A 24,746-nucleotide genomic window follows, 5' to 3' on the forward strand; every position below is an offset into this window, starting at 1 on the left:
AATTGTGAATAATCTCAAAACAAAATAAACCGTCTTAAGAAAATTTCCTAAGACGGTTTATAATGTATAAAATTGGTAATTTATATTTATCTTTTGAATGATTTATATTTTTCTAAATATATATACTATTTGCGTTAAAAAAAATAATTTAGTAATTTTGTTCAGACATTTAATAATTTTTTTAAATCCTGAGACATATTGCTGACCATTTTTTGGGCAATAGATTCCGGAGAATCAACCATTTTCTTACTGAGCCATTCCCATGCTATGTTAACTTGACCATAACAGTTGTACTTAATGATGAAGACTACATCATTGGAAAGTGCATCCTTGCCAAAACGTCTTTCTATTAAACCCGCATAAAAATTATAGGCGCATTCGGAAAAAAAATCCAGAAAACAGTTTTGCCCTTCTATGCATAGCGCATTGGAATAAAAAACTTCGTTATCTTTCATAAAACTTAAAATGCGGCCTATAACCTTATCCACAGGCTCAATATCGGCATACTGTTCCACGATATCGTTAAAACTTGTTTTAAATATCCAATTGATCAAATCGTATTTATCGGTAAAATGGTTATAAAAGGTTCTTCTTACAGCCTGACAATTATCGACAATGCTTTGGATGGTTATTTTGTCTAAAGATCTTTTTTTAGCCAGATCAATAATAGAATCTGCCAGAACCCGTTTAGCATCTACATGCATCTTTAATTGCATTTTAACACCTTTCTCTCTTGCCTGGGCAGGATAATATTATAAAATTGACCCATTACCGAATATCTTTGGTATAGTTACTTCGCCAGAAAACAGCTTATAATGGTGTTTGGAACCATCCTAGTATTAGCGACTTTAATTTTTGCGAATATACACACTACAATTCTAGTTTATTTTAGCATAAACACATTGTTAAGTATAGAATCATGTGTACAGACTACAGAACGCGAACAATGGACTTATGTGTCAATAATCCCTCCCCCCTGACAGACGTAAACAGCGGGAGCTTTTAGTCTGATATTCTTCATCCGGGTAATAGCCCAGCATACGATACGCTTTATTAATGTCCTCGTGCCTGAGGCAAGCGTGGATTAGGGTACTGGATACCACTTCATCCTCAAAAATCACCGGGGGTAGAATGTGTGCCTGAAATCCGTATTTTTCGCCCAGGGTCATTAATAATTGAAAAACCCTGCCCCCGCTTTTTTGGTTTTCGGACCCGAATCCATTAGTCCAAACGAAAGAAACGGCTAAGCAGGGAAAAGATGATACGATGAGGCAAAATCTCTCTTTTCAGTTCCATAAAATAAATGATAATCAAACGGGCTTAAAGAAAGCGATTACCACAGCCAAAGAAATTGCAATGCGAGTAGCGTTGATATTCTCCACAAGTAAAAAACTCAAAATTGTGGCCATGACCAGTATCGCCCAAATAACTGTTGGCGTAGAGATTATGTTTTTTTCTTCATTCGCCCTCAATAAATAGAATAAGGGAAATAGAATCCGAAAACCCTCCACACTTATTTAAAATCATCAGGGCCCTCCATTCAAGGCACAAATCTTTGCGAATGTGCATGGAATATACATTATATGAAAATTGTGCATATTCTCAAATTAGCAAAATAAGCCGTCTTAAGAAAATTTCTCAAGACGGCTGCAAATTTTATTGTTCTTCATCATCACTGCATGACGCGCCAGGCTCCGCCCAGGATTACCAGGACACTGAGCACTGTCCAGACTCTAAAGATGATATTACAAGGAAAAGCCCCTTTTTTCAGTTCCATAAAATAATTGATAATCAGCGTAGATTTAATGGCAGCGACCAGAACGATTACCAATACTACACTGCGAGCAGACATGGCGCTCTGCCCACACGCATAGCTCACAATTGTGGCTACCATCACTGTCACCCAAGCAACTGTTGTATTTCTCATCATACCACCCTCAATAAAAAGAATAAGGGGAATATAAAGACCCACAGCATATCGACCACATGCCAGAAACTGCCGGCGGATTCAAGCCACCCGACATAGCCTTCATCCACCGGGGCGTTTTTCGCTTGCAAATAACACAAAATTAAAAATACCAAACCTGCCAGCACATGCAGGAAATGATAGGCGGTTACACAGAAGTAATACCCGAAAAACGCATTTCCGTCGATTAAATTCCCCGCCTGGACATCTCCCACCCAGCCAGTTATCTTCAGCACTATGAATACAAATCCAAGCACGATGGCCACTCGCAAATTGCTTTGTACCTTGGCGCGAATACCCTCTCTCGCCGCTTCAAGAGCCCGGACGACAAACCAGCTGCTGGTGAGTAAAACAAGGGTTATGGCTAAGCCTATATTGGCATTCAGCTGTTGCCGGCTCGCCTCAAAAATCGTCGGATTTTGAATTCGCATGATCATGACGAATATCCAAAAACCCAGGAATGTGATTATGTCGAGCGTAATGGGCATCCATATACCAGGTTTGCCCGGCAGACGGGACTTCCTGTTTGCCTGCTCGACCGTGGAAGTGTTAGTTGACATACTTACTGATCATCCTCCCATAACTTTCTCCGGATTAGTTAGCCGTCAGGTCTTCTGAAAGCCAGCGTCGTTCAAACGCAGGCAAGCGATAAGGCTTGCTATATCCTCTATGCTTTTGCTGCCGCTAAGGCTTCCAGCTTCTCCTGCTTCAAGCGCGGGATAGCCTTCAAGCCGTAGAAGGAGAATAAAAAGGCCCAGCTAAACCAGATCGGGAACTCAAACCAGTAGTTGAACAGACCGCCGCGGGCGAAAATACCGTCATACATGAACGGCATCACGCACTCTGCAGCGAAGGAAACGCCGATAAAAATGCAATACCAGTTCACCCAGGCAGGAATAAGCGGCTTTTCCCGGTAATCCTGTAAAAACGCGCTGCCCAAGGCGAACATTTGTATCGATGTTACGGCGTACGCCAGATCAAAGATCATCCAGCCGTTGTCAAACAGCTGCATCAGCTGGGTACCCGGCAAGCTTGGACGGTAGCCCATAGTCAGCCAGTAAGCACAGGAAATCATCAGGCTCATACACGTCAACGCGCCGCCAATGACTTGCAGAGGAATCAGAATGCTGTCCTTGCCGACGACTTTTCCCATGAGTTTTCCCATACCAACGGCCCATACATAATTAAGCGTAAGTGTGCTCATGGCCAGGACCATGCCCAAACGTATCATATTATAATTTTCGCGGACAAGGATTTCAATTTGATCCGGAGTCATAAGGGCGGATATAGGCGGCATATTAGGGGTCATTATTCCCCAGAATACTATAAAACACAACATGAAAATCATTCCAGCTAAGTTGCAAAAAGTCCAACCATGGAACTCATACATCGGGTCTAATAGTAACTTTTCTTCGATACTGGCCGGTCTTCGCTTAACATTGGACTTTACCGACGTCTTTTCCGATATGCCACCGGTTACTCCCAAGTCACTCATCTATTTCACCCCTATTTTTTCAATCTCGCAATTGACTAAATAAACTGATTAGTCTAAAGAAATAACACTGTGTTACGGCGGATGAACGCCATTGTTAGCCACTAACATTGCCAATCACCTCCTCACAGCTTCTTCTATCTAAATTTAAACTTATGAGACCCGTCCATTCAAGGTACATTTTTTTTCAAATGCGCACGAGATATACACGGAGCGAAAATTGTGAATAATCTAAATTCAACAGACAGGAATGTGCACCTGTCCATCGTAATGGGTATCCACAAATGTAGAACCCTGGCCACTCTTATGAGCGACCAGGGTTCTCTGATTTTGTCGAGTCTAAATTACTTTGCTTGGGCTAATGCCTTTTCTACAGCTTCCTTGATTGCACCCGAACTCTTACTAGCTCCGGTAACAGAATCCACTTGAGTCGATTGTGATGTAACGATTAATGCGGGAAGCTTTTCAACAGCCACAGAGCCGATCCCGTCGGTCTCATGGTGTTCAGTAACTTTTATTTCAGAAATCTTTCCATCTTTCACGACGACAGATACCTTTAGGCCTGGATGTATTCCTGCATCGCTGGAGCCTTCGTACGTACCGTCTTTATAGCTACTTGCAGATGGGGCGACATTAGTGGCCGGGGACTTTTTTGCTATAGCATTAGCTTCATTTCCAGTCGGTTTCTCAGTTGTCGTGGGGTTAGAACTACATCCCGCAGTAATACCTAGGGCAAGTAATAATGATAACGTTAAGACAAATTTGTTCTTTTTCATTTTCTGAACTCCTCATAGAAATTATTATCAGATTGACTTATTTCCCAAGTAGCACATTGATCAAATGGAAGCTAATTTTGCAGCATGCCCGCCTGCTTTGCGTCCCCAGTGTACAGTACCCATAATTGCGGTCCCAGAGCCTGGATAGTAGGGGCCAATCCAAGCGCCCGCATTCAGGCCCCCTGCATACAGGCGAGGAATAAATTCACCGTTCGGCCGAAGAACCTGCCCGTCCACATTAATTTTTACACCGCCCAGTGAGCCAAGGTTAAAGGAAAGATTTTTATAGGCATAAAATGGTCCTTCAATAGGGGCTAGACCTGTTTTTCTGCTATATTGATTATCTTTTTTATTCTGCATATCGGAATTCCAAGTTGCCAATGTCGACGCAAGATTTGCAGGGTCGACTTTAATCAAATCGGCCAGTGCCTCAATGGTATCTGCTTTAAAGACAACACCATCCGCTACATCCTTGGCGACAGTTTCTTTCGTCCAGGGAGCCTTTTCTGCTGAAAGACTACTCTTTCCAAAAACCATGTAGGTCGGACCATCGAGTTGTTTTTCTTGCTGGAAGATTGCCCGATAATGGTAGGCGTAGGTAGCATCTTCACAGACGAACCTTCTTCCTTTTTTATTGACGATAAAGGATGGGAATAAGGGTACACGATTATCCGTTGCAGCGCCCGTTTTACCACAAAAATCAATTGTGCCACCAAAACCACAGACTGCGGCACCGATTTCCATAGCTATACGAATTCCATCACCCGTATTGGTAGGAGTACATAGACATTTCTGAGTGGTCAAATCCCAGTAATGTTGCGGGTTTAAGGCTTTAGCCATTTCTTTATTTTGATCAATACCTGCCGCGGCTAAAATAACACCTTTCTTGGCCTTTACTTTAATTTCAGCACCTTTCTGCTTTGCAGTAACACCAATGACTTCCCCCGCTTCGTTGGTAAGAAGTTTTGTGACTTCCGTTTCGTATTCGATAAGTGCACCTTTTGCCTCGGCTACCTTTAAGAGAGCCTTCGTAAGGATCGTGCCACTGCCTATTCCGCCTCCATTCTCATAAACATGAATGCGATCAGCGAACAGGGACTCCTCAACATAAGGAATATGGGAATGTCCATAAACACTTGTCCATTTAAGACCTACTGTATCTGTCAGCCATTGAATATGCTCCGGAGCTTTGTATGCCAGATCTTTCACTAGTTCTTCGTCGACTGTCCCTTCACCGGCTTTCAGCCATAACTTATAGTGTTTTTCTGGAGTATCATCTTGATAAGAAGTCTTTTGTTTTTGAATATCTGTGCCTGCCGCCTGCATAACACCGCCGGAGAGGTTTGTGGTTCCTCCTGCAATACCAGCCTTTTCAAGAACTAATACCTTGGCACCATCAAGGGTAGCTTGAAGAGCCGCCGCGAGTCCGGTACCTCCTCCACCGACGATAACCACATCTGCCTCTTTATCCCATTTTGCTTCGTTGGGCTTTGAGGTTGACTCCTGGGCACAACCGCTAAGAAAACCTACCGTGGCTACGCCTACAGCTCCAGCTGCAGCACGTTTGACAAAATCTCTTCTTGAAATCATAATACATGCCTCCTTGCTTGTACTTTATTTCTTTTTCTGATTTTATTTTAATGAGTTATTTCGTTTTAGCATAGAAACAAGCCAATCAATCTGTCTCATTCCAATGAGACAAATAGATAAATATGTCTTATCATTTTTAACAGTTCTAGAGAAGAGATCTCTTGACTATCTGTTGCAACCTATTATAATTTAAGAAAAAGAAACCTTGGCTTCACTCTGTACTCCTAAGTGAAAATAATTTTTTTCTTTAATACAGAAAGACGTTACCCTGAAGGAGGAATAGGGATGGAGCAGAAATTGTGTGAAGAATTGTTATTTGGCGCATTAAGTAACTTGCTTCACAAAAGACCTATAGACAAGTTGTCGGTTACCGATATCATAAAAAGTTCAGGGGTAAGCAGGGCTACTTTTTACCGATACTATAACGACAAGTATGATTTGCTAAACTCAAACTATAAAAAGATTCTAGAAGACACCTTATTTCGTTTTAATGAAGGTATCCCCTGGAAGGATACCCAGTACTTGTTATATAAAGAATTGAAGGAAAATCTAAGGTTATTCCAAAATGCCTTTCGGTCATCCGATATAAACTCTCTAAAAAATTATATCTTCAATATGAGCATGGATTTTCACCTTAACGTTTTAAAGAAGAATGGTATAGATATCCATGACTGGAAGCTTAGGAAGCAGATGGAAGCCTGTATATATGGAAACTTAGAAATTACTGTGATCTGGATATTAGAAGGGGCTAAGGAGCCCATCGAGGATCTTTTGGAAGTCATTAATGCTGTATTGCCGTCCCAATTCAGACAATACTTCATACCATCGGACAATCCAAAGTAAGATGTTAGACACTCTCGTAAGCGGTGGAACATTAAAAGGGACCCTTGTTTGCCACGTAAATGATTAGCGTGACCTTCAAGGGTCCCTTTTCACCTCTATATCTCAAGTTATTACAATCTTACTTAAATCAAGAATTGGAAACAATTCAAGAAGTAAAAGGCATTAACCAATCATGCTTCAGTGTTCCTTCTTTTCAGCGTCTTATTTCGGACTAAGCAAACGGTCGATTTTGGACTTAAGCAGCATTCTTGCCAAGCCCATATTGGTCATTTTGCCTCTTGCCCGTCCAAGCTTGATGTTCATGGTGGCGACGCTTTTAGGGACAAGAGCATGGGGGTTGTCCGTCTTGCGCTTCATGCTCAGCGAATGACCGGGACAAGTGTTCACGCAAAGCCCACAGCCTATGCAGCGATCTGCATCCAGCACCGCTATGCGATTTTCAAGTTTGATCGCATCCATCTGACAACGTTTGAGGCAGAGACTACACCCGATACAGGTATCCGGGTCGACCTGAGCCGTGAAGGGTGAGCTTACCAAGTCCGCCGGTTTCGGATGGGATTTGGCGCTCCTCAGCACTGCGCAGCAACACCCGCAGCAGAAGCAGATGAACGACGCTCTTTGGGAGTTGCTTGGAGAAACTACTAATCCGGCCTTTTGGGCCTGCTTGAGGATGCCCAAGGCCTCCTCCTGGGTGATCGCCCTGCCCCAACCGTTGTGCCGGTAAAAGTCGGCTCCGTCGCCAAAGCTCAGGCAAGTTTCAAGAGGCTTATCGCAGCCTTTGCCCCTCATGCGCTGCTCTTGCCGGCAGATGCAGGGGGTCACGGTCATCCTGTCTTGCGCCCGGACTAATTCTTCAGCCTTCTCATAGGACATCACATCCATCGTGGAGTCGATGGATTCATTGATAGGGATCGTGCGAAGCTGGGGCACCTTGTTCCAGCTGGCCGCAAACAGATAGGGCATATATTCTTCGAACTCCTCTATTAACCCCGGTGTTAAGCGGGCCACCTGAAACTCCCAGATACCGACGACAAAATTCATCGCCATATATTGCGGTGGTTCGCCCGGGGGATGCACGGCGAAGAGGAGACCCTTGGTCTCCATTTCTGCCAACCGTTGTGCAGCCTCCTCGACCGGAATCCCTGCTCGATGGGCAATTACCCGGGATTCTTCGGTCAGCAGGGTTAAGGACAGAGCCAGTTCGGCTTCTTCCGGGGTGAACAGCCGCCGCAAGATGCGCAGCTCTACTCCGCTTGGGGTTGACGGGAAACCGCCGGGCAGGCTATCCAAATGCTGGGCTAGTTTGATATAAGCATCAGTGGTCATTAATCCATCACCTCCTCGTAAATATTTCTTAAAAAATTTGGTTGCAGTAACCCTTAGTTGCACTTTTCGTGTACCTCAAAAAAAGAATTCGCGATGAATAACAAATACGGAAATATTAACTATTATTTCTTGTTCGACATAATTTGATAAGTCCCCTTTTAAGTTGAGGAAATATTTGTAGGATAAACAAAAAACAGAAATAGCGCCCTTCAGTTTCGATTGAAACTAAAAGGCGCCGTTTAACGCTATTCCGCATCATCGTCATTCTGTAATGTGCCAATCAAACGGGGCGGTAATTATACGGTCTAATTTGGGTTTCTATTGTTTGGCTCAATTTCAGGGTCAAGAGAAGGGCTATTTGTCACACAGCTCCTTTAAAAACAGCGGCACGTGCATGCTGAAGATGCGAACCGCCGTCGCAACCGGCATAACCATACCATCCCTGCCCCACTTTGTGGTGAGCGAGGCCAGTGCCCAGATGGTGTAGTCGAGTTCGATCAGCTCCTCTTCCGTCCACCGGTGGTTTTTGCGGACCGCAACGTTTTGCTTTACCGCAGAAAAACCTCCTCGGTAGCCATATTCCAAGATTGAATTGTTATCATTTTCCCGGTAGATTTTGCTGAAAAGTGACTTGTACCGCAAAATGTTCTCAAACATGATGCGGTGACCCTCGTCCCAGGTAAGGCCGTCGCCGATCTTATAAAGCGAGTTTCCCATCATGCTATCCCATTTCCATTGGGGAACGGAATAGATATCATTGAAATATGAATAAAAAGTTGACCTCGGCACGCCGCTCAAGCGGCAAACATCCTTCACTTTGACCTCCGACAGGCTCCTGGTCTGAACCAGCTTTTCCAGAGAATCGCAGATTTTTATTTGTCCCTCGCGCTGTCTTACCCCCACCACAATCCACCCCCAATTGCTGACGTTTCCAGGTGTACCGAGACGTCCGAATACCATTTAACGCATGTATATTATATCACAATGTCTGTAGAATGTGAATCCGTATCAGAGCCGATTCGATTTTTTTAGACATTTTTTATTATTTGTCCAGATTTAATGGACAAAATGTCAAATCTGTTCGATGTATTTTCCGGTGATTAATCGTAAAATGAGTCATGCATGTGATAACTTTCATTAAGGAGGAAAAGATAATGAGCAGTAATATCTCCCGCAGAGACTTTTTCAAAAGTGCTGCCATCGGAGCAGCCGGCATTGGAATCATGGGACTGGCAGGCTGCAGCACGCCCACGAGCGAAGCCTCATCCGCGGCTCCCACATCGCCGGAAGGGTCGGTCGCGCTTCCCGGCACTTTCTCACTTGACGAGTTCAAGGATTCGCTCGTACAGCTTGACCCCATTACCAAATTTGTCGGCGAGGTTACAGCAGACATCATCGTGATAGGAGCCGGTGCGTCCGGTGTACCGGCGGCGGTTACTGCGGCCGAAGAGGGCAATTCCGTCGTCGTGCTGCAAAAGCAGGCTACGGTCGTCTCCCAGGGTAACTGCGGCTCCGGCCTCATTGTCAACGAGAGCGACACCGAGGGTCTCCTGCGGTATGTGCAGCAGACAAACAGCCTGAACAACTGGCGGTCCGACCCTGAGCTTCTTAAAGCCTACGTCATGAATTCGGGTGAGGCCGTAAAGTGGGTCTACGACCGCGCACGCCTGACCGGTACTTCTCCCAACAAGCCCAATGACAAAGGCCTCTTCGCCTACCTAGACACCAGTATGGATTTCACCGGGGAATGGACCGACGGTCGCTACAGCAAGTTCGACTATGGCAAAGCTAAAGCCCGTATGTATGCGCCTTGGATGGGCCCAAAGCCGAATAATATCGGCACTTACCTGAGCTATGTGCTTGACGAGGCCGCCAAGCAGTATTCCGACCACATGAAGGTCTTTTACAGTACTCCGGGCGTCCAGCTTATTATGGACTCCGGAAAGGTAAAAGGAGTCGTCGGTAAGCTTAGTGACGGGACTTATGTAAAATTTAACGCTAACAAAGCCGTTATTATAGCCACAGGTGACTATCAAAACAACCCCGCTATGGTGAAGCACTGGTGCCCGGATGTGGAGAACTTTGACAAGAAGCAGTTTCAGAAGACGGGCGACGGCCACCTCTTGGCGGTCACAGCCGGGGCTGTCATGGAAAAACTCGGACACACCAAAATGCTCCACGACTTTGATGCCGGCCTCATGTTTGAAGAGCCGTTCCTTTCCGTTAATATGAAAGGCAAACGCTTCTGCAACGAGTTCGTCGGCTTTGTCTACATGAACGACATTATGTGCCATCAAGATATGTACAAGGGCGGCAAGAACTACGACGATCCCAACAAGGGCTCTCTCGGTTGGTATTGTCAGGTTTACGACAGCGACTACATGAAGCACGAGAAATTCGACACCTTAGTCCCACCTGCCGTCATGGAAAAATACATGCCGGAGATTTCCGATAAAGATTACGCTGCCCTGCACAATGGCGCAGCCCGCACGGGTGTCTTCCCACACCTGATTGATACCTGGCGCGCCGACACCCTCGAAGAGCTGGCCGGCAAACTCGGCATCGAGGATAAGGCAGCATTCCTTGCCACGATCAAGAGCTACAATGAACAGTGCGAAAATGGCGTAGATAAGGACTTTGGCAAAGATAAAAAGTGGATGAATGCTATTAAGACGCCTCCTTTTTATGGTATTCGCCGCCATCTGCGCGTCTCAGCTCTCTGCTCCGGCGTCTACATTAACGCAAACGGGCAGGCTCTCAATGAAAACAAGGCGCCTATCGCAGGACTGTACTGCGTAGGTAATCTCGGCGGACAGTTCTACGGCGGGGCGGATTATCCTTTCCACGCCACAGGTCTCTCCATCGGGCGTTGCTTCACTTTCGGCCGTCTGTCTGCGAAACATGCCGTCTCCCTCTCCGGCGGTAATGGAAAGATCGCGGAGTCCGGTACCACAGCCATCGCCACAAGCACAGTCGGCTCCTCTGGCAATTGGAAGGACGGTACCTATCAAGGCACCGGTTCCGGGGTCATGGGAGATCCTATCAAGGTGAGCGTCACGATATCCGGCAAAAAGATCAAGTCCATCACCGTAGATGAGCAGAAAGAAACCCCAACCATCGGCGGCGCGGCATTGCCCAAATACGTTGATGCGGTCATTGCTAACCAGTCCACCAAGATTGATGCGGTCTCCGGCGCTACCTTGACGATGAAAGGCTTCACAGATGCGGTAAACGACGCGCTTAAGAAGGCATCCTCCTGAAACGTTAAAAATTAATCACCGAAATAGTGCTAAAGGTCACCTGTCGAGCGCTTAAGCTCTTACACAGGTGACCTTTCTATTCTCGAAATTGCTATTATTGAAGACAATATAAAAAGCCTTTAAGCGTAAGCGGTGGAACAAATAGTGGTGCATAAAAATTTGCCCCGATTATATTGACACAGCCCCTTATTATTTGGGACAAGTCACTTATTGTATAAATCATTGCAGATAAAGTACAAAAAGAAGGTTTAGGAATGCCCTACTACAAGGCACTCCTAAACCTTCTTTTTGTGTAAATTAGCTATTCAACCGAGCTTCAAATTTTCAAGGTGCCACTCCCGAATCATCGCACCTTTATATACTGATTGACTAGCCTTTCTTAAACTATTCATCCAACTTTGCTAATTCAATGAATACATTGGTTCCCTTTGATAGCTTAGATTCTGCCCATATCCTTCCGCCGTGCTTTTCTATTATCTCTCGTGATATGAACAAACCGAGACCTGTGGATTCATCATTATTATCTTTTTTCACAGCTTTGTAGTAACGATCAAAAATATGCAGCAAATCCTCCTCAGCTATACCAATACCATTGTCATGAATACTTATAACAACCTTATCATCCTCTTCCCATACTCTTACAATTATACTTCCGTTTTTATTTGTATATTTTATTGAGTTTCCTATTATATTATCAATAACTTGATGAATTCTATACTTGTCACCTTCTATTTTCAATTCACTAATTGAGATTTGAAAAGATATGTGTATATTTTTTCTTAATGCCTTTTTTTCCGAATCATTAATTACTTGTTCAATTAAAGAAATCAAATCAAAAACAACCAAACTGAATTTAATCTTGTTGTCCTCGAGCTTTGCAACAAAAAATAAATCTTCTATCAACCTGCTTAAATATTCTGTCTTAGCCTGTATTCGCTTTAGGTATTGTGACAAAGCTTCCTTATCCTTAACCAAATCCTCATTTATTGCTTCAATATAGCCTTTGATTACAAATAACGGACTTCGCAAATCATGTGATATATTTAAAAGAAGATTATGCCTTTGTCTCTGAAGGTTCATTATCTGATTGTATGAATTTTTAAGCTCTACAGTTTTTTCATCCACCATTGCTTCTAAGTTTTTATTCATATATTCAAGCTCATCGCCCAATTTCTCAGCTTCATCGAATTTTTTGGCAAACTTGTTAGCTACGGTTAAAACAATAATTATTGTAAAAATTAAATAGGCATATTGTGAAGTATTAATATAAATGCTGACCATACCAACATCTAAAAGCCCGGTATTGATCAATACCTCGAATATAAATGCCCAGGTAAACAAAATACCTCCAGCCATAATAAGTGTATTGCACCTTCCTTGAAGAAAAGCAGATACTATTATAAAAAAATTGATAGGAACTAATATTCTAACAACATACAAACTTAAATTTCCTCTGAAGAGTGTTACCTCCAAAGGAAGCAATGCTATTATTAAAGCCAGTGAACTTGACACCGTCAAAAATATTTTCTGTTTTTTCCCTGAAAATGAACCATAAAAAAGCTTATTAAACATCATAAATACAAATATGGGAATAAACAAGGTTGCCATGTTAATAAGCCTGATCCAGCCCTGCGCCCTTATATTAAATATCGGAATAACTGAAAGAATATTAGAATCCAATGAATTCGCTAAAATATTGTTTAATGCCAGCAACCCAAGATACAGCAGGTATCCTTCGCTTCTTTTTTTCACAAACAATGAAAAGCTGTAAATTACAACAAGCATATAACAACCTATAGCAAGCGTATTTAAAACAAGGTTAATATCTTGAGTATTTGCTAAAGCCGATGAATTACCTATCATCAGCTTAATGGGTCTTTCTCTGTAGCTGATTCTATCTTGAACTTCTAAGACTATTTCTATTTCATAGCCTTTAGGGGTAATATTGTATTGTTCCTTACTAATCAATACAGTATTCATTCTCTGGATTTCTGAGTTCTTATTGTTTAATCTGTAATCCATAATTAAGCTATTGTTAATCCACAGTTTAAATGCACTTATGTCAGGTATAAGAAGCCCCATCTCATAAATATCATCAGATAAAATTCTCAATCGATATGTTCTGTTATGACTGCCGGAATTAATACTATCTCTGCCACTTGACATATAAGTCATTATTGGTGCATATTTTTCAATTTCTTCAGGGCCAATCAGCACTCCATCATATATCTCCCATTCACCGCTAAGAAGATATTTGTCATAATCGTCCAATTCAATTCCTGAAATATCTAACACACCCTCGTGTGCATACAATCTGCCGCTATATTTGTTATATTCAATTATAACTTGAAATAAAACCAGCGAAGATAGTATTAATGCAAATAAAACTACAACGCTCTTCCTCTTACCCATAATATGTTCCTTTTTATTTAATTTAATTTAATTTATTATATAATATCATAGTAGTATTTTGGGAGGATTATCTATGTATAAAATATTACTTGTTGAAGATGATTTAGATATTTGCGAGATTATTAAAATGTATATGTCTCGCACAAAAAACAGCATTTATATCGCAAATTCTGCCAATGAAGCTTTGCAGATGGTCAATGAAGACAGTTTTGACTTAATTCTGCTAGATATTATGCTGCCGGATATAACAGGAATAGACCTATGCAGCAGGCTTAGAAAGGATTTGTTATGTCCAATAATATTTATTAGCTGCATCGATGATGATGAGACAATAATAAAAGCTCTTGAAATGGGCGGAGACGATTATATAGTTAAACCCTTCAACTGCAGTGTACTCTTAGCCCGCATAGAGGCAAATATGAGGCGCGTGCGAATTGAGGAAAAAAATCCCTCTGCTAAAAATAAAATCGTATTAGATGATTTCACCATAGATGGCAGCGACTACACGGTTATCAAGGATGGTCACAAAAAAACCCTGACACCTATAGAATTTAAGATTGCAACCTATATGTCAACACATCCCAACAGAGTAATAACTCTTGAAGAACTGTATCAAAATATTTGGAACGAACCAAGCTTTGATGACGTCAGAACCGTCAAAGTACACGTAAGCAATCTTAGGAAAAAAGTCGAGGATAATCCATCAAATCCTAAACATATTAAGACTGTCCGCAAAATAGGATATATCTTTCAATAAAAAGGACGTTTCAAATCCTTCATTTAAGATTTCTGAAACGTCCTAATAATATATTTCCAATATATTTAAAATTTATTTAATTTCAGCAGCAACTGCTTCTGCTGACAATTTGCCGGAAGTTAATGCCCAAGCATTGTTAGCACCTGAAGGTGAATCATCACCCATTACTCCGCCTACAACTTCACCTGCTGCAAAAAGTCCTGGAATAACTTTATCGCTTGTATTCATAACCTGAAGTTTAGTATTGATAACCAAACCACCCATAGTTGTTGCAAAACGAGGTTTCTGCTCGACCAAATAATAAGAACCGTTGCCTATTTCTTTTTTTAGATAATCTGCTGAACGTCCAAAATCCGCATCATTTCCTGCCTTCACAAATCCATTATAGCGATCAACTGTAGCTTGGAGAGTTGAAGCATCCATTCCAGCTTTTGCAGCAAGATCTGCTATCGTATCTGCATGGAAGAAGTAGGGTTTTTTTGATCCGTTGTTTCCCAACCATTCGGTTAGATTACTTTCAGTAATACTCGCCTCACCAAGTTTTGATTTGAATGCATCAAATGTCGATTGATCCATCAGAAGATACATCATTTGATCTTTTTGAGTCAATTCAACTTCTAGAATGCTTCTATTGCTAGATTTTTCGTTTACAATTCTTTGTCCGCTTGCGTTTACTAGGATGCCACTCTCAGTGAAAGCCGCATAATTACCGGCAATTGTTGATTTGGCAGCGCCTTCAGAAACTTCAATACCGTTTGGATATCTTTTTCCATATTCCATAAGGCGTGTTGCTGCGTCAATACCTTTTGCAGTAGCCATACCCAGTCCGTCACCTGTTGAAGATGCAGGTCCGTAATAAAGTGCTTTATCCATTTCATCAGAAAGGATTTCCTTGTTGTTTCCATATCCTCCGATAGAGTACAATTAAGTTCGCAAAAGTAAAAAAGGAAAAGCCATCGGTAACTCCGAAAAGGTAAGTGCTGAAGCAAACCAAAAAGGAGTTGTTAACCGATGGCTTACCCAAATTCTACCGTACCTTTTGAAAAAATGCTAATGAAATTTGTAACCGAAGAAGATCCCATGCAGGCTATGTTAAAATGGCTCTGCGAAAGGCTGATGGAAGCAGAAGTGGATGCAAAGCTAGGTGCTGAAAAATCAGAACGGTCTACTGAACGTCAAGGGTATCGATCAGGCTATCGCGTTCGCCGTTTCGATACCCGGATGGGGACACTGTATTTAATGGTACCCAAACTGCGAAATGGCGGCTATATCCCTTTCTTTGTGGAAGGTAAGAAACGTTCTGAATTGGCCTTGATGAATGTGATTCAAGAAGCCTATGTTAATGGCGTATCCACCCGTAAAATAGAGAAACTCACTAAGTCCTTAGGCATTGACTCCATGTCACGAAGTCAGGTATCAAGCATCGCTAAAGAACTGAACGAACAGGTTGAAGCCTTTCGTAATCGAAGTCTCGATAAAGTCTATCCCGTACTCTGGGTGGATGCTCTCTATGAGAAAATCCGAGATGATCGAAGGGTCAAAAATATGGCAGTGCTGATTGTAACGGGTATTGATCTAGAAGGCAAACGAGATATTCTGGCCGTAGAGCCCATGCCAGAAGAGTCCACAGCAACCTACACCAGTCTCTTCGAAAAGTTAAAGTCACGAGGACTAGAGAAAGTCTGGCTGGTTGTCTCAGATGCCCATAAAGGGTTAGTTAAAGCTGTTCAAGAGTCCTTTATCGGGTGTTCCTGGCAACGCTGTAAAGTGCATTTTATGCGGAACATCCTCGCTCATATATCCGGTCGAGATAAGCAAGCGTTTGCTAATAAACTAAAGCAAATCTGGCTTCAACCAGACTATAGCAGTGCAAAGAAATACGCTAATTCTCTGATGGATGAGTTTGAGGCCAAATATCCTGAAGCCATTAAAACTCTGGAAGAAGGGTTGGAAGACTCACTACAGTTTTTCAGCTTTGCAGAGATTGATTCAAGAAAGATCGCGTCAACCAACCTGCTGGAAAGACTCAACCGAGAAGTACGTAGAAGAACCCGGGTGGTTGGGATATTCCCAAGTATGGATTCCTATATTCGGCTAGTAACCAGCTACCTTATTGAGTATAGCGAAGACTGGTGCAGTGGCCGATCCTATATCAATCCAAAAATCATCACTTCGATTGAGCAGGAACGTTCAAAAGCTGCGTAAGCCTTAATCATTAATTCAGAAAAGCATGACGCTCGGCGCTAGCCAAGCAAACTCTCTTTGATTTAGGGTTACTCTTTGGGGTGAAAGAGACTTTGCCGTCTTCAAGCGTTTTGGTAGGGTGCACGTGTCAATGGGATGATGCCGAGCATATCCTCGGCCTGACGGCCTCCGGTATCCCTCGCATCACCCTTGACACTCTTCCCAACTTACGCTTTTACATAAAACATTTAGCCTTAAGGGGTTCTGATGGTTTTTGCGAACATTTCTTGACACTATCATATCCTCCGGTAGCCATTACAACAGCTTTAGCTGTAATATTATAAGTCTTTCCGGTATTATCTTTCGCAACAACCCCTGTCACAGTTCCATTTTCACCTGTAACAAGTTTCTCGGCTTTTGTCTGAAGATATACTTTAACTCCGGACTCTGCGATTTTTTTGCGAGCCTGCGCAGCAAATCCCTGTCCTCCGCCTTCATAAGCGAGTTCACGGTTATGGGAATATTCCGCTAATTTATGAAGTCCGCCCTTCATGTCATATTGTATTCCTACATACGAGTTTAGCCAATCTGTTGTTTGACCAACATTTTTTGCATATAAAGTTAAAAGTTCTACAACATTTTTTTGAGCACCATTTTTACGGAAATCTTCAACCATACTTTCAACGCTATCATCAGTTACACCCGCTTCTTTCTGAAGTTTTGAAAGAGTTACAACCTGATTTCCACCGCTGATAGATATCGCACCGCCAATGGTAGGCATTTTCTCAAGCAAAATTGTTTTTAAACCAAGCTCATCAGCACGAAGTGATGCTGACATTCCTGCTGCCCCACCACCAATAACAACTACGTCTGTTGTTAAATTAACAACTTCGTTAGAAGTTCCTTTTTCTTTTGCTACTTCGAAATCTGCGGGGTTGCCGCCAGCCTGTACGATACAATCCCTTACGGCTGCAATAATTCCCTGTGATGCATGTGTAGCTCCTGATATTGTATCTACAGCAAGGGTTTGACCATCAACAATTGCTTGCGGTATGGTTTTAATTGCAGGATCAGATATGCCTGGTGTTTCAGAATGTTCTAAAACTTTTACAGAAGCAATTTTTCCTCCTTCAATCTTCATTTCAACCTTAATATTTCCATTGTTTCCTTTACCTGTTCCCACATATGTTCCGTCTTTTAATGTGCTTGCAGGGGCACTTGCAGGAGCGCTATTTGTACATCCTGAAAGCATACCAACTAACATTAATGCTACTAAAAGAATCGATAATATCTTTTTCAATTATCTACGCCCTCCAATTTATTTGATTTTTTCTCACATTTATTATTAAATATTTACCCCCTCCTATGTGTTTGACATCTCTTTCACATTCATTATTATAATATAAAACTTGTAAAAGTTTTTTAAAGATATGGTAAAGAATAAACTCCGGGGTAAGGGGCAGAGCCCCGTTCTTTTAAAGATGGATACCTAAATACGATAGTTTCAAAATATAATTGATATTGCAAAATCCGCAAGAGATTCTTCGCTCAACTGCTCAGAATGACAATTAGACGTCATTCTGAGGAGCTTTAGCTCCGAAGAATCTTATTGCTTCGTGCACAGTTTCTTTGGAAAGCTTATTGTGCAACAGCCTCTTCGAGGCTATGTTTTACGCTATTGAGTGCCTGACCGTGTAACCTATGAATCTGACGATAACTATAGTTCATCCTTTCCGCGATATTTTCCCAGGTCAAGAAGCTTAGGTATCTAAGTTCCAACAGGAGATGATACTCAGGCTGCTCGACGGAGTTGATGACCCTTATGATTTCGCGCTTCAGATCCACAAGCTTGTCAATATCCGCATCAATCTCCTTTTCCAGGTCAAGCATCTTAACGATAGCATTCTCCATCGGACTGCGCTGCTTTGACCCGCTGACACGCCCCACCTGGATACTTGCGGTCGCTTTATTCGCCAGCCCACTCAGGGCAGCGACCTGCTCTAATTTACTACTTATTCTCTGGTCCAACCGAAACGCAAGTACCAATCGAGGAAATCAACAAAGGATCTGCGCTCCGACAAAAGGGCAAGATCTCAGAGCTCGCCCTGGGTTACGGCGAACTGAAGGTACCAGCGGAACTGCTGGACTTCAAATTCCGAGTCCTGAAACGTAAAGGCTACAAGGTCATTGATCCCCCGCTCAAGGCGAATTCCGATTCTCTTAAGAAAGTATAACAATTGGGTGATACAAATGGACGATAGTAAGGTTTATGTGGAAGTAGTCGTTTCTTTTGCCCGCGACGGAAGATTGCTGCCAAAGTCCCTCACCTGGGAAGACGGTCGTGAATATAGAATCGAACGAGTACTGGCTGTCCAATCGGCGGCCGCTTTGAAAGCGGGTGGACAGGGGGACCGTTATACGGTCCGTGTACAGGGTCGGGACAAATACCTCTTTTTTGAGCGTAATGCTAGCATCAAGGGCAATAACCTTGGCAGATGGTTCGTGGAACGACGCACTGCAAATTAACAATCTCCCCTATTTTCGCAATAGCCCTGACTCTCAATCTGAACGGCCTCGCAACTAATGATACTTTCTCAGGCGAATTTTTCTAAGTCCTTATTTATAATGCATGGGATACATCAATTTAGGACTAAAGGATCGCAGTTTATGTCTAGAGACCTGTTGGACAAAAAAAAGCCACGAAGAGAATCGCCGTGCTAGATTTGGTGCCTTGGCCCTAATAGCAAATAACCCACCGGCTTTCACTTTCCGGTAGGTTATCTGTTGTGTTCTTAGTATGGATCGGCCATCACCTATTATAGCGACGTCTTGTGTCGCTCTCGCTTGTTCCTTCGTGATGGTTAAATTTCCTTTCCTAGGTACTTCATTATTTCGAAAGGAAATGTAGAAGTGGAAAGCTGGCAAGGAGAAGGATTTCAAATAGCAGAAGTCTTCTTTCCGATCGTTTGTTTCTAAAGCTGAAATATTCCCCTGTTATGGAGTCCACGATTTTCATCTGATTAGATAAAACGGTATACCTTTCATCAAGCTCAAAGTACTCGCTCATTGTGTCAAATAGTTCTCTTGATTCGATCGTTCGATTAAATTCCGAAGGTCTGTCAAGAAGTCTTAGGCTTTCAATGCTCCTATATTTAAAGCGGGTGCTTTTAGCTATGGTTGAAGTCACCTTTTTGGTATTTGCCCTGAGATATCCATGATTTAATTGTTTTAAAAACTTACCCGTTTCATCAAAGACTTCCGACAGCTCAGTTTCAACGTTATAAAGTTCGGTGGACTTCGCTAATACTGCTGCCGCAATATCCTCGACAAACGGTTGATAATGAAATTCTACGTCAGCGTCTTCCCATAAGGATACCTTGAAATCATCGGAGAGGTACAGGATATGGGTCTCGTTAAACTTAGTCAAGGATCTATAATCGATATCGATGTAGAGTGTCTCTAAATATTCAAAGAAACGAGAAATCTCATCCTGGTTAAAGTTTAAAAAGGTAATACACCCAAATTTATAGAAGTAAACTGCCTTTTTAGCTGAAGTATATTTCAGGATCCTATCGACTTCTATCCCCTCTACTTTGATATACTCTTTCCTGCCCGCTTCCTTCCTTAGATTAAAAAAAGGGGCAATCCGACCCAGAGGCAATCTCACCGCAACTTTATAAGTATTAAGAAATATTTTTTCCATCATTCACCTGTCATTATCTAAATAAATCGGGAAGCATAAGTAATATTTCAACAACAATCAAAAGAGCAATCACCCACTCAACAAACAATCCGCGGATGGATTGGCTGATGGTGGCAAGCCCATCAATGATACTTTTTAAGATTTCCGTCTTGCTTTTTATGACTTCGTAGCGATCATTTAACTCAAAAAACTCTGACATTTTTTCATAAAAATCGGCAGCATCACTGTTTATCCAAGTAATGTCGGGTTTATCAAGAATCATAATATAGGCAATGGTATTGTATTCATGGCGAACAATCCTCGAAGTCGTCTTGGCAAGTTCTTTATTGCCAACATTCAATTTGCCTTTTTCCAGATTATCAATTTTGCTCTCAAGATCATCCAGAATTTTACCGAGTTGCTCTTCAATCCTTTCTAGCGCGACAGACTTGGCGATTACGATGGAAATGAGCTCAGGGTAAAACAGCGCCATGTTGGGAATCTGAACATAGCTATCGGTAAATTCAATTTCCTCGCCCTCGGATGGATGAAGCACATAGTCATCCTGAAAGAGGTCATAACGTCTGATATCGATTTCAGGCTTTATACTTTTCAGATAGTGCATAAATATTTCCGTATGTTGTTGGGTCGAGTTAATAAAAACAATACTCCCAAAAGAAAAAACAAGAATCGTCTCTTCTTTCCCGGGTTCCTCTTTAATAATAAGCCTGAGCACCTCGTTCTGAAGAATCAGAGGCTCCTCCCAGGTGTACTTTTTCCGGATATTGCATTCTCCAGCAATCTTATTGAGATCGACTTCATTGGTCACTGCAAAGGCTTTAAACTTTAATTCATTCATATAATTCCCTTAACCTTCTTATGAATACCAAGTGCTTTTATATTATTGCTCGTTATGTAGCAATAATAAACCTAGGTTAACCTCATCTCAAAATATTCTCCAACTGCCGGTTGACCAAATCAATAGAAAGAGCCTCTCATCTGATCCCACGTAATTCAGTTACTCATTCCCTCCAAAAGAACACGACCCTCTGCTAGCAATCTGTTGGTTGAGCTTAATAAACCCATAATGCTCTGCAATGATCGTAATAACAGCACTCTTCGTATCCTTTGAACGCGGTTTAATATTGATCCGTGAGCAAATCTCCAGAAGCTGGTTTTTAGTAAAGGCGTTCAAATAAACTTTTGTTTCATCACGATCCTTCAGTTCAAGATTTCCTAGTACCTCAGAGACATCAAATGTTGGTTTTTCATGGGGAACATCAGGATATTGAGGTTTCGTCGAGATGGGCGAAGGTGTAACTATTACCTTAGAACTAAGCAATTTTAAGACATCAACAAATTCTTCCTCCTCGTAATCTTTGAGGAGATCAAGTATGGCAGTAAGCATCCGAGTGATTTTCTTGACTTTCATTACTGATCTCCTTCTAGCCTTGCTAAGAGTTCTTTAAGAATATTTTTAAGAAGTAAACTCTGCTTGGAGGCATTGCCAAGACTAGTCCCGAGTGCATAAACGGGTATTCCCTCTACGGAGGCTCTTGCTATCCCGTCCCCATAGGTTAGATAGCATTCAAACAAATTATCGGGATAGGTAGTTTTTAATACAGCCAGGATATTTGCCTGAGAGGCTTTTGGTCCACCACGGTCAATTACGTTATTTGCAACAATTCCCGCCAATTTCGTCTCCGTATAATCTTCGCATGCGGAGGCAAAGGTTTTGTTCAGTGAATTAACCTTATGAATAATTGAAGCGATTCCATAAGAAGAGAGTTTATCAGGAATAGTCGGGACTAAGAAATAATCACTCGCATACAGTGCATTTTGCGTGATGAAATTGAGGTTTGGCGGACAGTCTATAAAAATAAAATCATATTCTTTTCGGACCTGCTGCAAAATCCTGTGCAAAATCTGAAATTTATAGATATCGGAATTCAGTAAATTGCTTCTAAAGTCGGCCTTTGAGTATGCAGCAATATTCATATCGCTAAAAATAAGATCCTGATGAGCCGGTAGTAGATCAACGTTACTATATAGATACTTATCAGCCCGACGTACTAGCTTGTGTAGAATGTAATCATTAACCTCGATTCCCGGTTTGTCCTGGGTCAAGAAAAGATCGATAAGATCTTTTATCGTTGGGGTGTTATTGACATAGACATAGTTCTCAAATTTATCATCACGCAGGCATGAAATAGATAAATTACACTGAGCATCGAGGTCGATTAACAGAACTCTGGGATAACGACTTATGTGCAAATATTGTTTGATATCACTTAGAGTTAATTCTTGTAGCCCCGTACCGAGATGATGGGTCAACGTGGTCTTACCAACGCCACCTTTCCAATTCAAAACACTGATAACTTTTGTACCGTTCATAGTAACCCCCTAACAGAAACTTTCATTGTTTATGAGTATTCTTCATCATGTGAAATGAGAAGTTTTTGTTTCTGGGTTGGTTTAAAGCTGGCCTCTGCTAAGGATGATTTCGGATTTTCTCAAGAAAGTAAAGTAATCGGGTGATAAAATAGAAGATAGTAGGGTTATATGGAAGTAGTCTCTTTTCCCGTGACGGAAGCTTACGGCCAAGGTCTCACCTGGAAGACGGGAGTGAATATAGGATTGAACAGGTATTGCGGTTCAATCTGCAATAGCTATTAAAGCGGGTTTCCAGGGGGATGCAGCTCAAGTGCAATAACTCTGGCATTGTTTTATAAATTTCTCAAAAAATTACTTGTATAAATGAAGTTACCTTTAATGTACCTTGCCATGATTAATTTAATAGTCTCTCATTTTATCCTTCTCTTCGTCAACAGCTTGAAAATATCAGGTAGTTTTTGTTGCTTGTTTTTCAGCCAAGTTAGTAATATAATTTTAGATTAGGTTACTGTATCTCTACTTTATGAAAGGGCGTAATCTTATGGAATATGACAGTTTATATGATTCTACTAATCCAAAAAGCATAGAAGCATATGCCCAGAGATTAATCGGACATACCTTTTTAGAAGTTTTAGAGTGGAGCAGTCCTTCTATAATTCACGAAGCTGCTGTTTCTTATGGAAATTCATCAAGGAAGGGTGGCTTAGGTAATTTATTAGAAGAAAAGTATTTCGGTTATAAGGCAAACAGCAATTCTGAAGCAGACTTCATTGAGGCTGGTGTAGAACTTAAAGCAACGCCTTATGAGAAGAACAAAAATGGGTCACTTCGTGCCGGCGAGCGACTCGTCCTCACAATGATAAATTATGACCGGCCTGTTGATGAGGATTTTTACAAATCACATCTATGGAAGAAAAGTCAGTTTATTCTATTGATTTATTACTGGAGAAATAAGCTTCTTCAAAGCAATTTGTACTATACGATTGACTATATCAAGTTGTTCTCGCCACCTAAAAGTGATTTGGCGATTATTCTTAATGACTACACTATTATTATTGGAAAAATTAAAGCAGGGAAGGCTCATGAACTTTCTGAAAGCGACACAATGTATTTAGGGGCATGCACCAAGGGAGCAACAGCGATCAAGAGTACTGTTCCTCAGTTTTATTCTCCTCAAATACCTGCAAGAAAGAGAGCATTTTGCTACAAAGTTTCCTATATGTCTTATGTATTGAATTCCTATATCGTACCAAACAAAGAGACTTATGAGCCGATTGTAAAGAATCCGGAAGAACTTGAGAAAACTACTTTCATCAATTACGTAACTGGTTTGATTAACCAATATGCCGGAAAATCTGATAAAGAACTATGTGCTTTATTTAGCAGAGAGTACAATAACAATAAGTCACAGTGGATTGAGTTAGCGTATCGTATGCTTGGAATTAAATCTAATCGTGCCGAAGAATTTGTTAAAGCTAACATCTCAGTTAAAGCAATAAGGTTAGAGGAAAATGGCACAATGATTGAAAGCAGTTCATTGCCTACTATAGAATTCAAAAAATTAGTGAATGAAGACTGGGAAGACTCTTCTCTGTATTCTTATTTTGAAGAAACGAAGTTTTTATTTGTTGTCTACAAAAGAAAAGGTTCTAACTATAAACTTAAGGGTTGCCTAATGTGGAATATGCCATATCATGATTTAAACGTAGTTGTAAGAAGCGGATGGGAACAAGTAAGACAGATAGTCAGAAATGGTATTGTATTTACGAAAAAGCCTGTGAAAAATGGTGTAGAAGTTAAAAACAATCTACCGCCCAAAAGTGCAAATCCCATTATTCATGTTCGGCCACATACAGCTAAACGATTTTATCAATTTGAAAATGGTGAAATCTTAGGTAATGGTTCGTATTCAAATGCTGATGAACTTCCTGATGGTAGATGGATGACTAAACAAAGTTTCTGGATTAATAATAGCTATATTTTGGAACAGTTACCATCGCACCTTAAAACTGATTAATATTGAGTATTGAGATGCCGTAATCATTTTATTGAAAGAGGAAGGAA

Annotated in this window: 23 protein-coding genes; 7 read left to right on the forward strand and 16 right to left on the reverse strand. The window is 41.6% G+C overall.

The window, feature by feature from the left end; genetic code table 11:
* Window positions 1-161: 161 nt before the first annotated feature.
* Window positions 162-716, reverse strand: coding sequence for a TetR/AcrR family transcriptional regulator C-terminal domain-containing protein (locus ACZ42W_RS13165; RefSeq protein ID WP_464165806.1), 555 nt, complete (start codon window positions 714-716; stop codon window positions 162-164).
* 550 nt (window positions 717-1,266) lie between these two features.
* On the opposite strand from ACZ42W_RS13165, the gene ACZ42W_RS13170 reads away from it, so the two are divergent.
* Window positions 1,267-1,479 carry a hypothetical protein gene (locus ACZ42W_RS13170; protein WP_464165807.1) on the forward strand — a complete coding sequence of 71 codons (213 nt, stop codon included), beginning with the start codon at window positions 1,267-1,269 and terminating at the stop codon, window positions 1,477-1,479.
* A gap of 193 nt (window positions 1,480-1,672) precedes the next feature.
* On the opposite strand, the gene ACZ42W_RS13175 is transcribed toward ACZ42W_RS13170, so the two are convergent.
* The 5 genes from ACZ42W_RS13175 to ACZ42W_RS13195 form a co-directional block, all read right to left on the reverse strand.
* Window positions 1,673-1,927 (reverse strand): cytochrome C oxidase subunit IV family protein, encoded by a 255-nt coding sequence (locus ACZ42W_RS13175; RefSeq protein WP_464165808.1) that lies wholly within the window; start codon window positions 1,925-1,927, stop codon window positions 1,673-1,675.
* Window positions 1,927-2,526 carry a cytochrome c oxidase subunit 3 gene (locus ACZ42W_RS13180; RefSeq protein ID WP_464165809.1) on the reverse strand — a complete coding sequence of 200 codons (600 nt, stop codon included), beginning with the start codon at window positions 2,524-2,526 and terminating at the stop codon, window positions 1,927-1,929. Before ACZ42W_RS13180 ends, ACZ42W_RS13175 begins: the two co-directional genes overlap by 1 nt.
* Window positions 2,527-2,633: 107 nt before the next feature.
* On the reverse strand, window positions 2,634-3,461 hold the full coding sequence (locus ACZ42W_RS13185; RefSeq protein WP_464165810.1) for a hypothetical protein: 828 nt from the start codon (window positions 3,459-3,461) through the stop codon (window positions 2,634-2,636).
* A 341-nt stretch (window positions 3,462-3,802) separates the two neighbouring features.
* Window positions 3,803-4,234, reverse strand: a complete 432-nt coding sequence (locus ACZ42W_RS13190) for an FMN-binding protein (RefSeq protein ID WP_464165811.1) — start codon at window positions 4,232-4,234, stop codon at window positions 3,803-3,805.
* Between the two features lie 60 nt (window positions 4,235-4,294).
* Window positions 4,295-5,824, reverse strand: coding sequence for an FAD-dependent oxidoreductase (locus ACZ42W_RS13195; protein ID WP_464165812.1), 1,530 nt, complete (start codon window positions 5,822-5,824; stop codon window positions 4,295-4,297).
* A gap of 285 nt (window positions 5,825-6,109) precedes the next feature.
* On the opposite strand from ACZ42W_RS13195, the gene ACZ42W_RS13200 reads away from it, so the two are divergent.
* Entirely contained in the window at window positions 6,110-6,667 is a 558-nt protein-coding gene (locus tag ACZ42W_RS13200) for a TetR family transcriptional regulator (RefSeq protein WP_464165813.1), read from the forward strand.
* A gap of 201 nt (window positions 6,668-6,868) precedes the next feature.
* On the opposite strand, the gene ACZ42W_RS13205 is transcribed toward ACZ42W_RS13200, so the two are convergent.
* Window positions 6,869-7,993 (reverse strand): DUF362 domain-containing protein, encoded by a 1,125-nt coding sequence (locus ACZ42W_RS13205; protein WP_464165814.1) that lies wholly within the window; start codon window positions 7,991-7,993, stop codon window positions 6,869-6,871.
* Window positions 7,994-8,347: 354 nt separating this feature from the next.
* Window positions 8,348-8,896 carry a hypothetical protein gene (locus ACZ42W_RS13210; protein ID WP_464165815.1) on the reverse strand — a complete coding sequence of 183 codons (549 nt, stop codon included), beginning with the start codon at window positions 8,894-8,896 and terminating at the stop codon, window positions 8,348-8,350.
* Window positions 8,897-9,147: 251 nt separating this feature from the next.
* Here ACZ42W_RS13210 and ACZ42W_RS13215 point away from each other — a divergent pair, with 251 nt between their 5' ends.
* Window positions 9,148-11,253 (forward strand): FAD-binding protein, encoded by a 2,106-nt coding sequence (locus ACZ42W_RS13215; RefSeq protein WP_464165816.1) that lies wholly within the window; start codon window positions 9,148-9,150, stop codon window positions 11,251-11,253.
* Between the two features lie 384 nt (window positions 11,254-11,637).
* Here the strand turns inward: ACZ42W_RS13215 and ACZ42W_RS13220 are convergent, their stop codons facing one another.
* Entirely contained in the window at window positions 11,638-13,665 is a 2,028-nt protein-coding gene (locus ACZ42W_RS13220; protein ID WP_464165817.1) for a sensor histidine kinase, read from the reverse strand.
* Between the two features lie 73 nt (window positions 13,666-13,738).
* Here ACZ42W_RS13220 and ACZ42W_RS13225 point away from each other — a divergent pair, with 73 nt between their 5' ends.
* Entirely contained in the window at window positions 13,739-14,422 is a 684-nt protein-coding gene (locus tag ACZ42W_RS13225) for a response regulator transcription factor (RefSeq protein WP_464165818.1), read from the forward strand.
* Between the two features lie 72 nt (window positions 14,423-14,494).
* On the opposite strand, the gene ACZ42W_RS13230 is transcribed toward ACZ42W_RS13225, so the two are convergent.
* Window positions 14,495-15,295 (reverse strand): FAD-binding protein, encoded by an 801-nt coding sequence (locus ACZ42W_RS13230; protein WP_464165819.1) that lies wholly within the window; start codon window positions 15,293-15,295, stop codon window positions 14,495-14,497.
* Window positions 15,296-15,433: 138 nt separating this feature from the next.
* Between ACZ42W_RS13230 and ACZ42W_RS13235 the strand changes: the two genes are divergently transcribed.
* A complete protein-coding gene (locus ACZ42W_RS13235; protein ID WP_011459365.1) occupies window positions 15,434-16,627 on the forward strand; it encodes an IS256-like element ISDha1 family transposase in 1,194 nt (397 codons plus the stop codon).
* 214 nt (window positions 16,628-16,841) lie between these two features.
* Here ACZ42W_RS13235 and ACZ42W_RS13240 read toward each other — a convergent pair whose 3' ends face one another.
* Both ACZ42W_RS13240 and ACZ42W_RS13245 read right to left on the reverse strand, forming a co-directional pair.
* Window positions 16,842-17,906 (reverse strand): FAD-dependent oxidoreductase, encoded by a 1,065-nt coding sequence (locus tag ACZ42W_RS13240; RefSeq protein WP_464165820.1) that lies wholly within the window; start codon window positions 17,904-17,906, stop codon window positions 16,842-16,844.
* A 338-nt stretch (window positions 17,907-18,244) separates the two neighbouring features.
* Window positions 18,245-18,652 carry a DUF1492 domain-containing protein gene (locus tag ACZ42W_RS13245; protein WP_464165821.1) on the reverse strand — a complete coding sequence of 136 codons (408 nt, stop codon included), beginning with the start codon at window positions 18,650-18,652 and terminating at the stop codon, window positions 18,245-18,247.
* Between the two features lie 204 nt (window positions 18,653-18,856).
* Here ACZ42W_RS13245 and ACZ42W_RS13250 point away from each other — a divergent pair, with 204 nt between their 5' ends.
* Entirely contained in the window at window positions 18,857-19,132 is a 276-nt protein-coding gene (locus ACZ42W_RS13250; RefSeq protein WP_464165822.1) for a hypothetical protein, read from the forward strand.
* Between the two features lie 361 nt (window positions 19,133-19,493).
* Here ACZ42W_RS13250 and ACZ42W_RS13255 read toward each other — a convergent pair whose 3' ends face one another.
* The 4 genes from ACZ42W_RS13255 to ACZ42W_RS13270 all read right to left on the reverse strand — a co-directional run bounded on the left by ACZ42W_RS13255 (window position 19,494) and on the right by ACZ42W_RS13270 (window position 22,682).
* A complete protein-coding gene (locus tag ACZ42W_RS13255; protein ID WP_464165823.1) occupies window positions 19,494-20,312 on the reverse strand; it encodes an RMD1 family protein in 819 nt (272 codons plus the stop codon).
* Between the two features lie 10 nt (window positions 20,313-20,322).
* Window positions 20,323-21,147, reverse strand: a complete 825-nt coding sequence (locus tag ACZ42W_RS13260; protein WP_464165824.1) for an RMD1 family protein — start codon at window positions 21,145-21,147, stop codon at window positions 20,323-20,325.
* A 159-nt stretch (window positions 21,148-21,306) separates the two neighbouring features.
* The gene (locus ACZ42W_RS13265) at window positions 21,307-21,720 is read right to left on the reverse strand and encodes a hypothetical protein (RefSeq protein ID WP_464165825.1); all 414 of its coding nucleotides are present in this window, start codon (window positions 21,718-21,720) and stop codon (window positions 21,307-21,309) included.
* Entirely contained in the window at window positions 21,720-22,682 is a 963-nt protein-coding gene (locus tag ACZ42W_RS13270; protein ID WP_464165826.1) for a ParA family protein, read from the reverse strand. The genes ACZ42W_RS13265 and ACZ42W_RS13270 overlap by 1 nt, the downstream gene beginning before the upstream one ends.
* 541 nt (window positions 22,683-23,223) lie before the next feature.
* Here ACZ42W_RS13270 and ACZ42W_RS13275 point away from each other — a divergent pair.
* Complete coding sequence (locus tag ACZ42W_RS13275; RefSeq protein WP_464165827.1) at window positions 23,224-24,699, forward strand: Sau3AI family type II restriction endonuclease; 1,476 nt, start codon at window positions 23,224-23,226, stop codon at window positions 24,697-24,699.
* Window positions 24,700-24,746: the final 47 nt, after the last annotated feature.

This window comes from Desulfitobacterium elongatum, assembly GCF_055378975.1.

What these genes read in the sequence shown, in the direction of transcription:
- ACZ42W_RS13260 (WP_464165824.1), bottom strand. Translation starts at nt 21,147, where the DNA reads ATGAATGAATTAAAGTTTAAAGCCTTTGCAGTGACCAATGAAGTCGAT.
- ACZ42W_RS13200 (WP_464165813.1), top strand. Translation starts at nt 6,110, where the DNA reads ATGGAGCAGAAATTGTGTGAAGAATTGTTATTTGGCGCATTAAGTAAC.
- ACZ42W_RS13180 (WP_464165809.1), bottom strand. Translation starts at nt 2,526, where the DNA reads ATGTCAACTAACACTTCCACGGTCGAGCAGGCAAACAGGAAGTCCCGT.
- ACZ42W_RS13225 (WP_464165818.1), top strand. Translation starts at nt 13,739, where the DNA reads ATGTATAAAATATTACTTGTTGAAGATGATTTAGATATTTGCGAGATT.
- ACZ42W_RS13230 (WP_464165819.1), bottom strand. Translation starts at nt 15,295, where the DNA reads ATGGATAAAGCACTTTATTACGGACCTGCATCTTCAACAGGTGACGGA.
- ACZ42W_RS13195 (WP_464165812.1), bottom strand. Translation starts at nt 5,824, where the DNA reads ATGATTTCAAGAAGAGATTTTGTCAAACGTGCTGCAGCTGGAGCTGTA.
- ACZ42W_RS13255 (WP_464165823.1), bottom strand. Translation starts at nt 20,312, where the DNA reads ATGATGGAAAAAATATTTCTTAATACTTATAAAGTTGCGGTGAGATTG.
- ACZ42W_RS13215 (WP_464165816.1), top strand. Translation starts at nt 9,148, where the DNA reads ATGAGCAGTAATATCTCCCGCAGAGACTTTTTCAAAAGTGCTGCCATC.
- ACZ42W_RS13175 (WP_464165808.1), bottom strand. Translation starts at nt 1,927, where the DNA reads ATGAGAAATACAACAGTTGCTTGGGTGACAGTGATGGTAGCCACAATT.
- ACZ42W_RS13205 (WP_464165814.1), bottom strand. Translation starts at nt 7,993, where the DNA reads ATGACCACTGATGCTTATATCAAACTAGCCCAGCATTTGGATAGCCTG.
- ACZ42W_RS13190 (WP_464165811.1), bottom strand. Translation starts at nt 4,234, where the DNA reads ATGAAAAAGAACAAATTTGTCTTAACGTTATCATTATTACTTGCCCTA.
- ACZ42W_RS13165 (WP_464165806.1), bottom strand. Translation starts at nt 716, where the DNA reads ATGCAATTAAAGATGCATGTAGATGCTAAACGGGTTCTGGCAGATTCT.
- ACZ42W_RS13250 (WP_464165822.1), top strand. Translation starts at nt 18,857, where the DNA reads ATGGACGATAGTAAGGTTTATGTGGAAGTAGTCGTTTCTTTTGCCCGC.
- ACZ42W_RS13270 (WP_464165826.1), bottom strand. Translation starts at nt 22,682, where the DNA reads ATGAACGGTACAAAAGTTATCAGTGTTTTGAATTGGAAAGGTGGCGTT.
- ACZ42W_RS13235 (WP_011459365.1), top strand. Translation starts at nt 15,434, where the DNA reads ATGGCTTACCCAAATTCTACCGTACCTTTTGAAAAAATGCTAATGAAA.
- ACZ42W_RS13275 (WP_464165827.1), top strand. Translation starts at nt 23,224, where the DNA reads ATGGAATATGACAGTTTATATGATTCTACTAATCCAAAAAGCATAGAA.
- ACZ42W_RS13265 (WP_464165825.1), bottom strand. Translation starts at nt 21,720, where the DNA reads ATGAAAGTCAAGAAAATCACTCGGATGCTTACTGCCATACTTGATCTC.
- ACZ42W_RS13185 (WP_464165810.1), bottom strand. Translation starts at nt 3,461, where the DNA reads ATGAGTGACTTGGGAGTAACCGGTGGCATATCGGAAAAGACGTCGGTA.
- ACZ42W_RS13170 (WP_464165807.1), top strand. Translation starts at nt 1,267, where the DNA reads ATGAGGCAAAATCTCTCTTTTCAGTTCCATAAAATAAATGATAATCAA.
- ACZ42W_RS13220 (WP_464165817.1), bottom strand. Translation starts at nt 13,665, where the DNA reads ATGGGTAAGAGGAAGAGCGTTGTAGTTTTATTTGCATTAATACTATCT.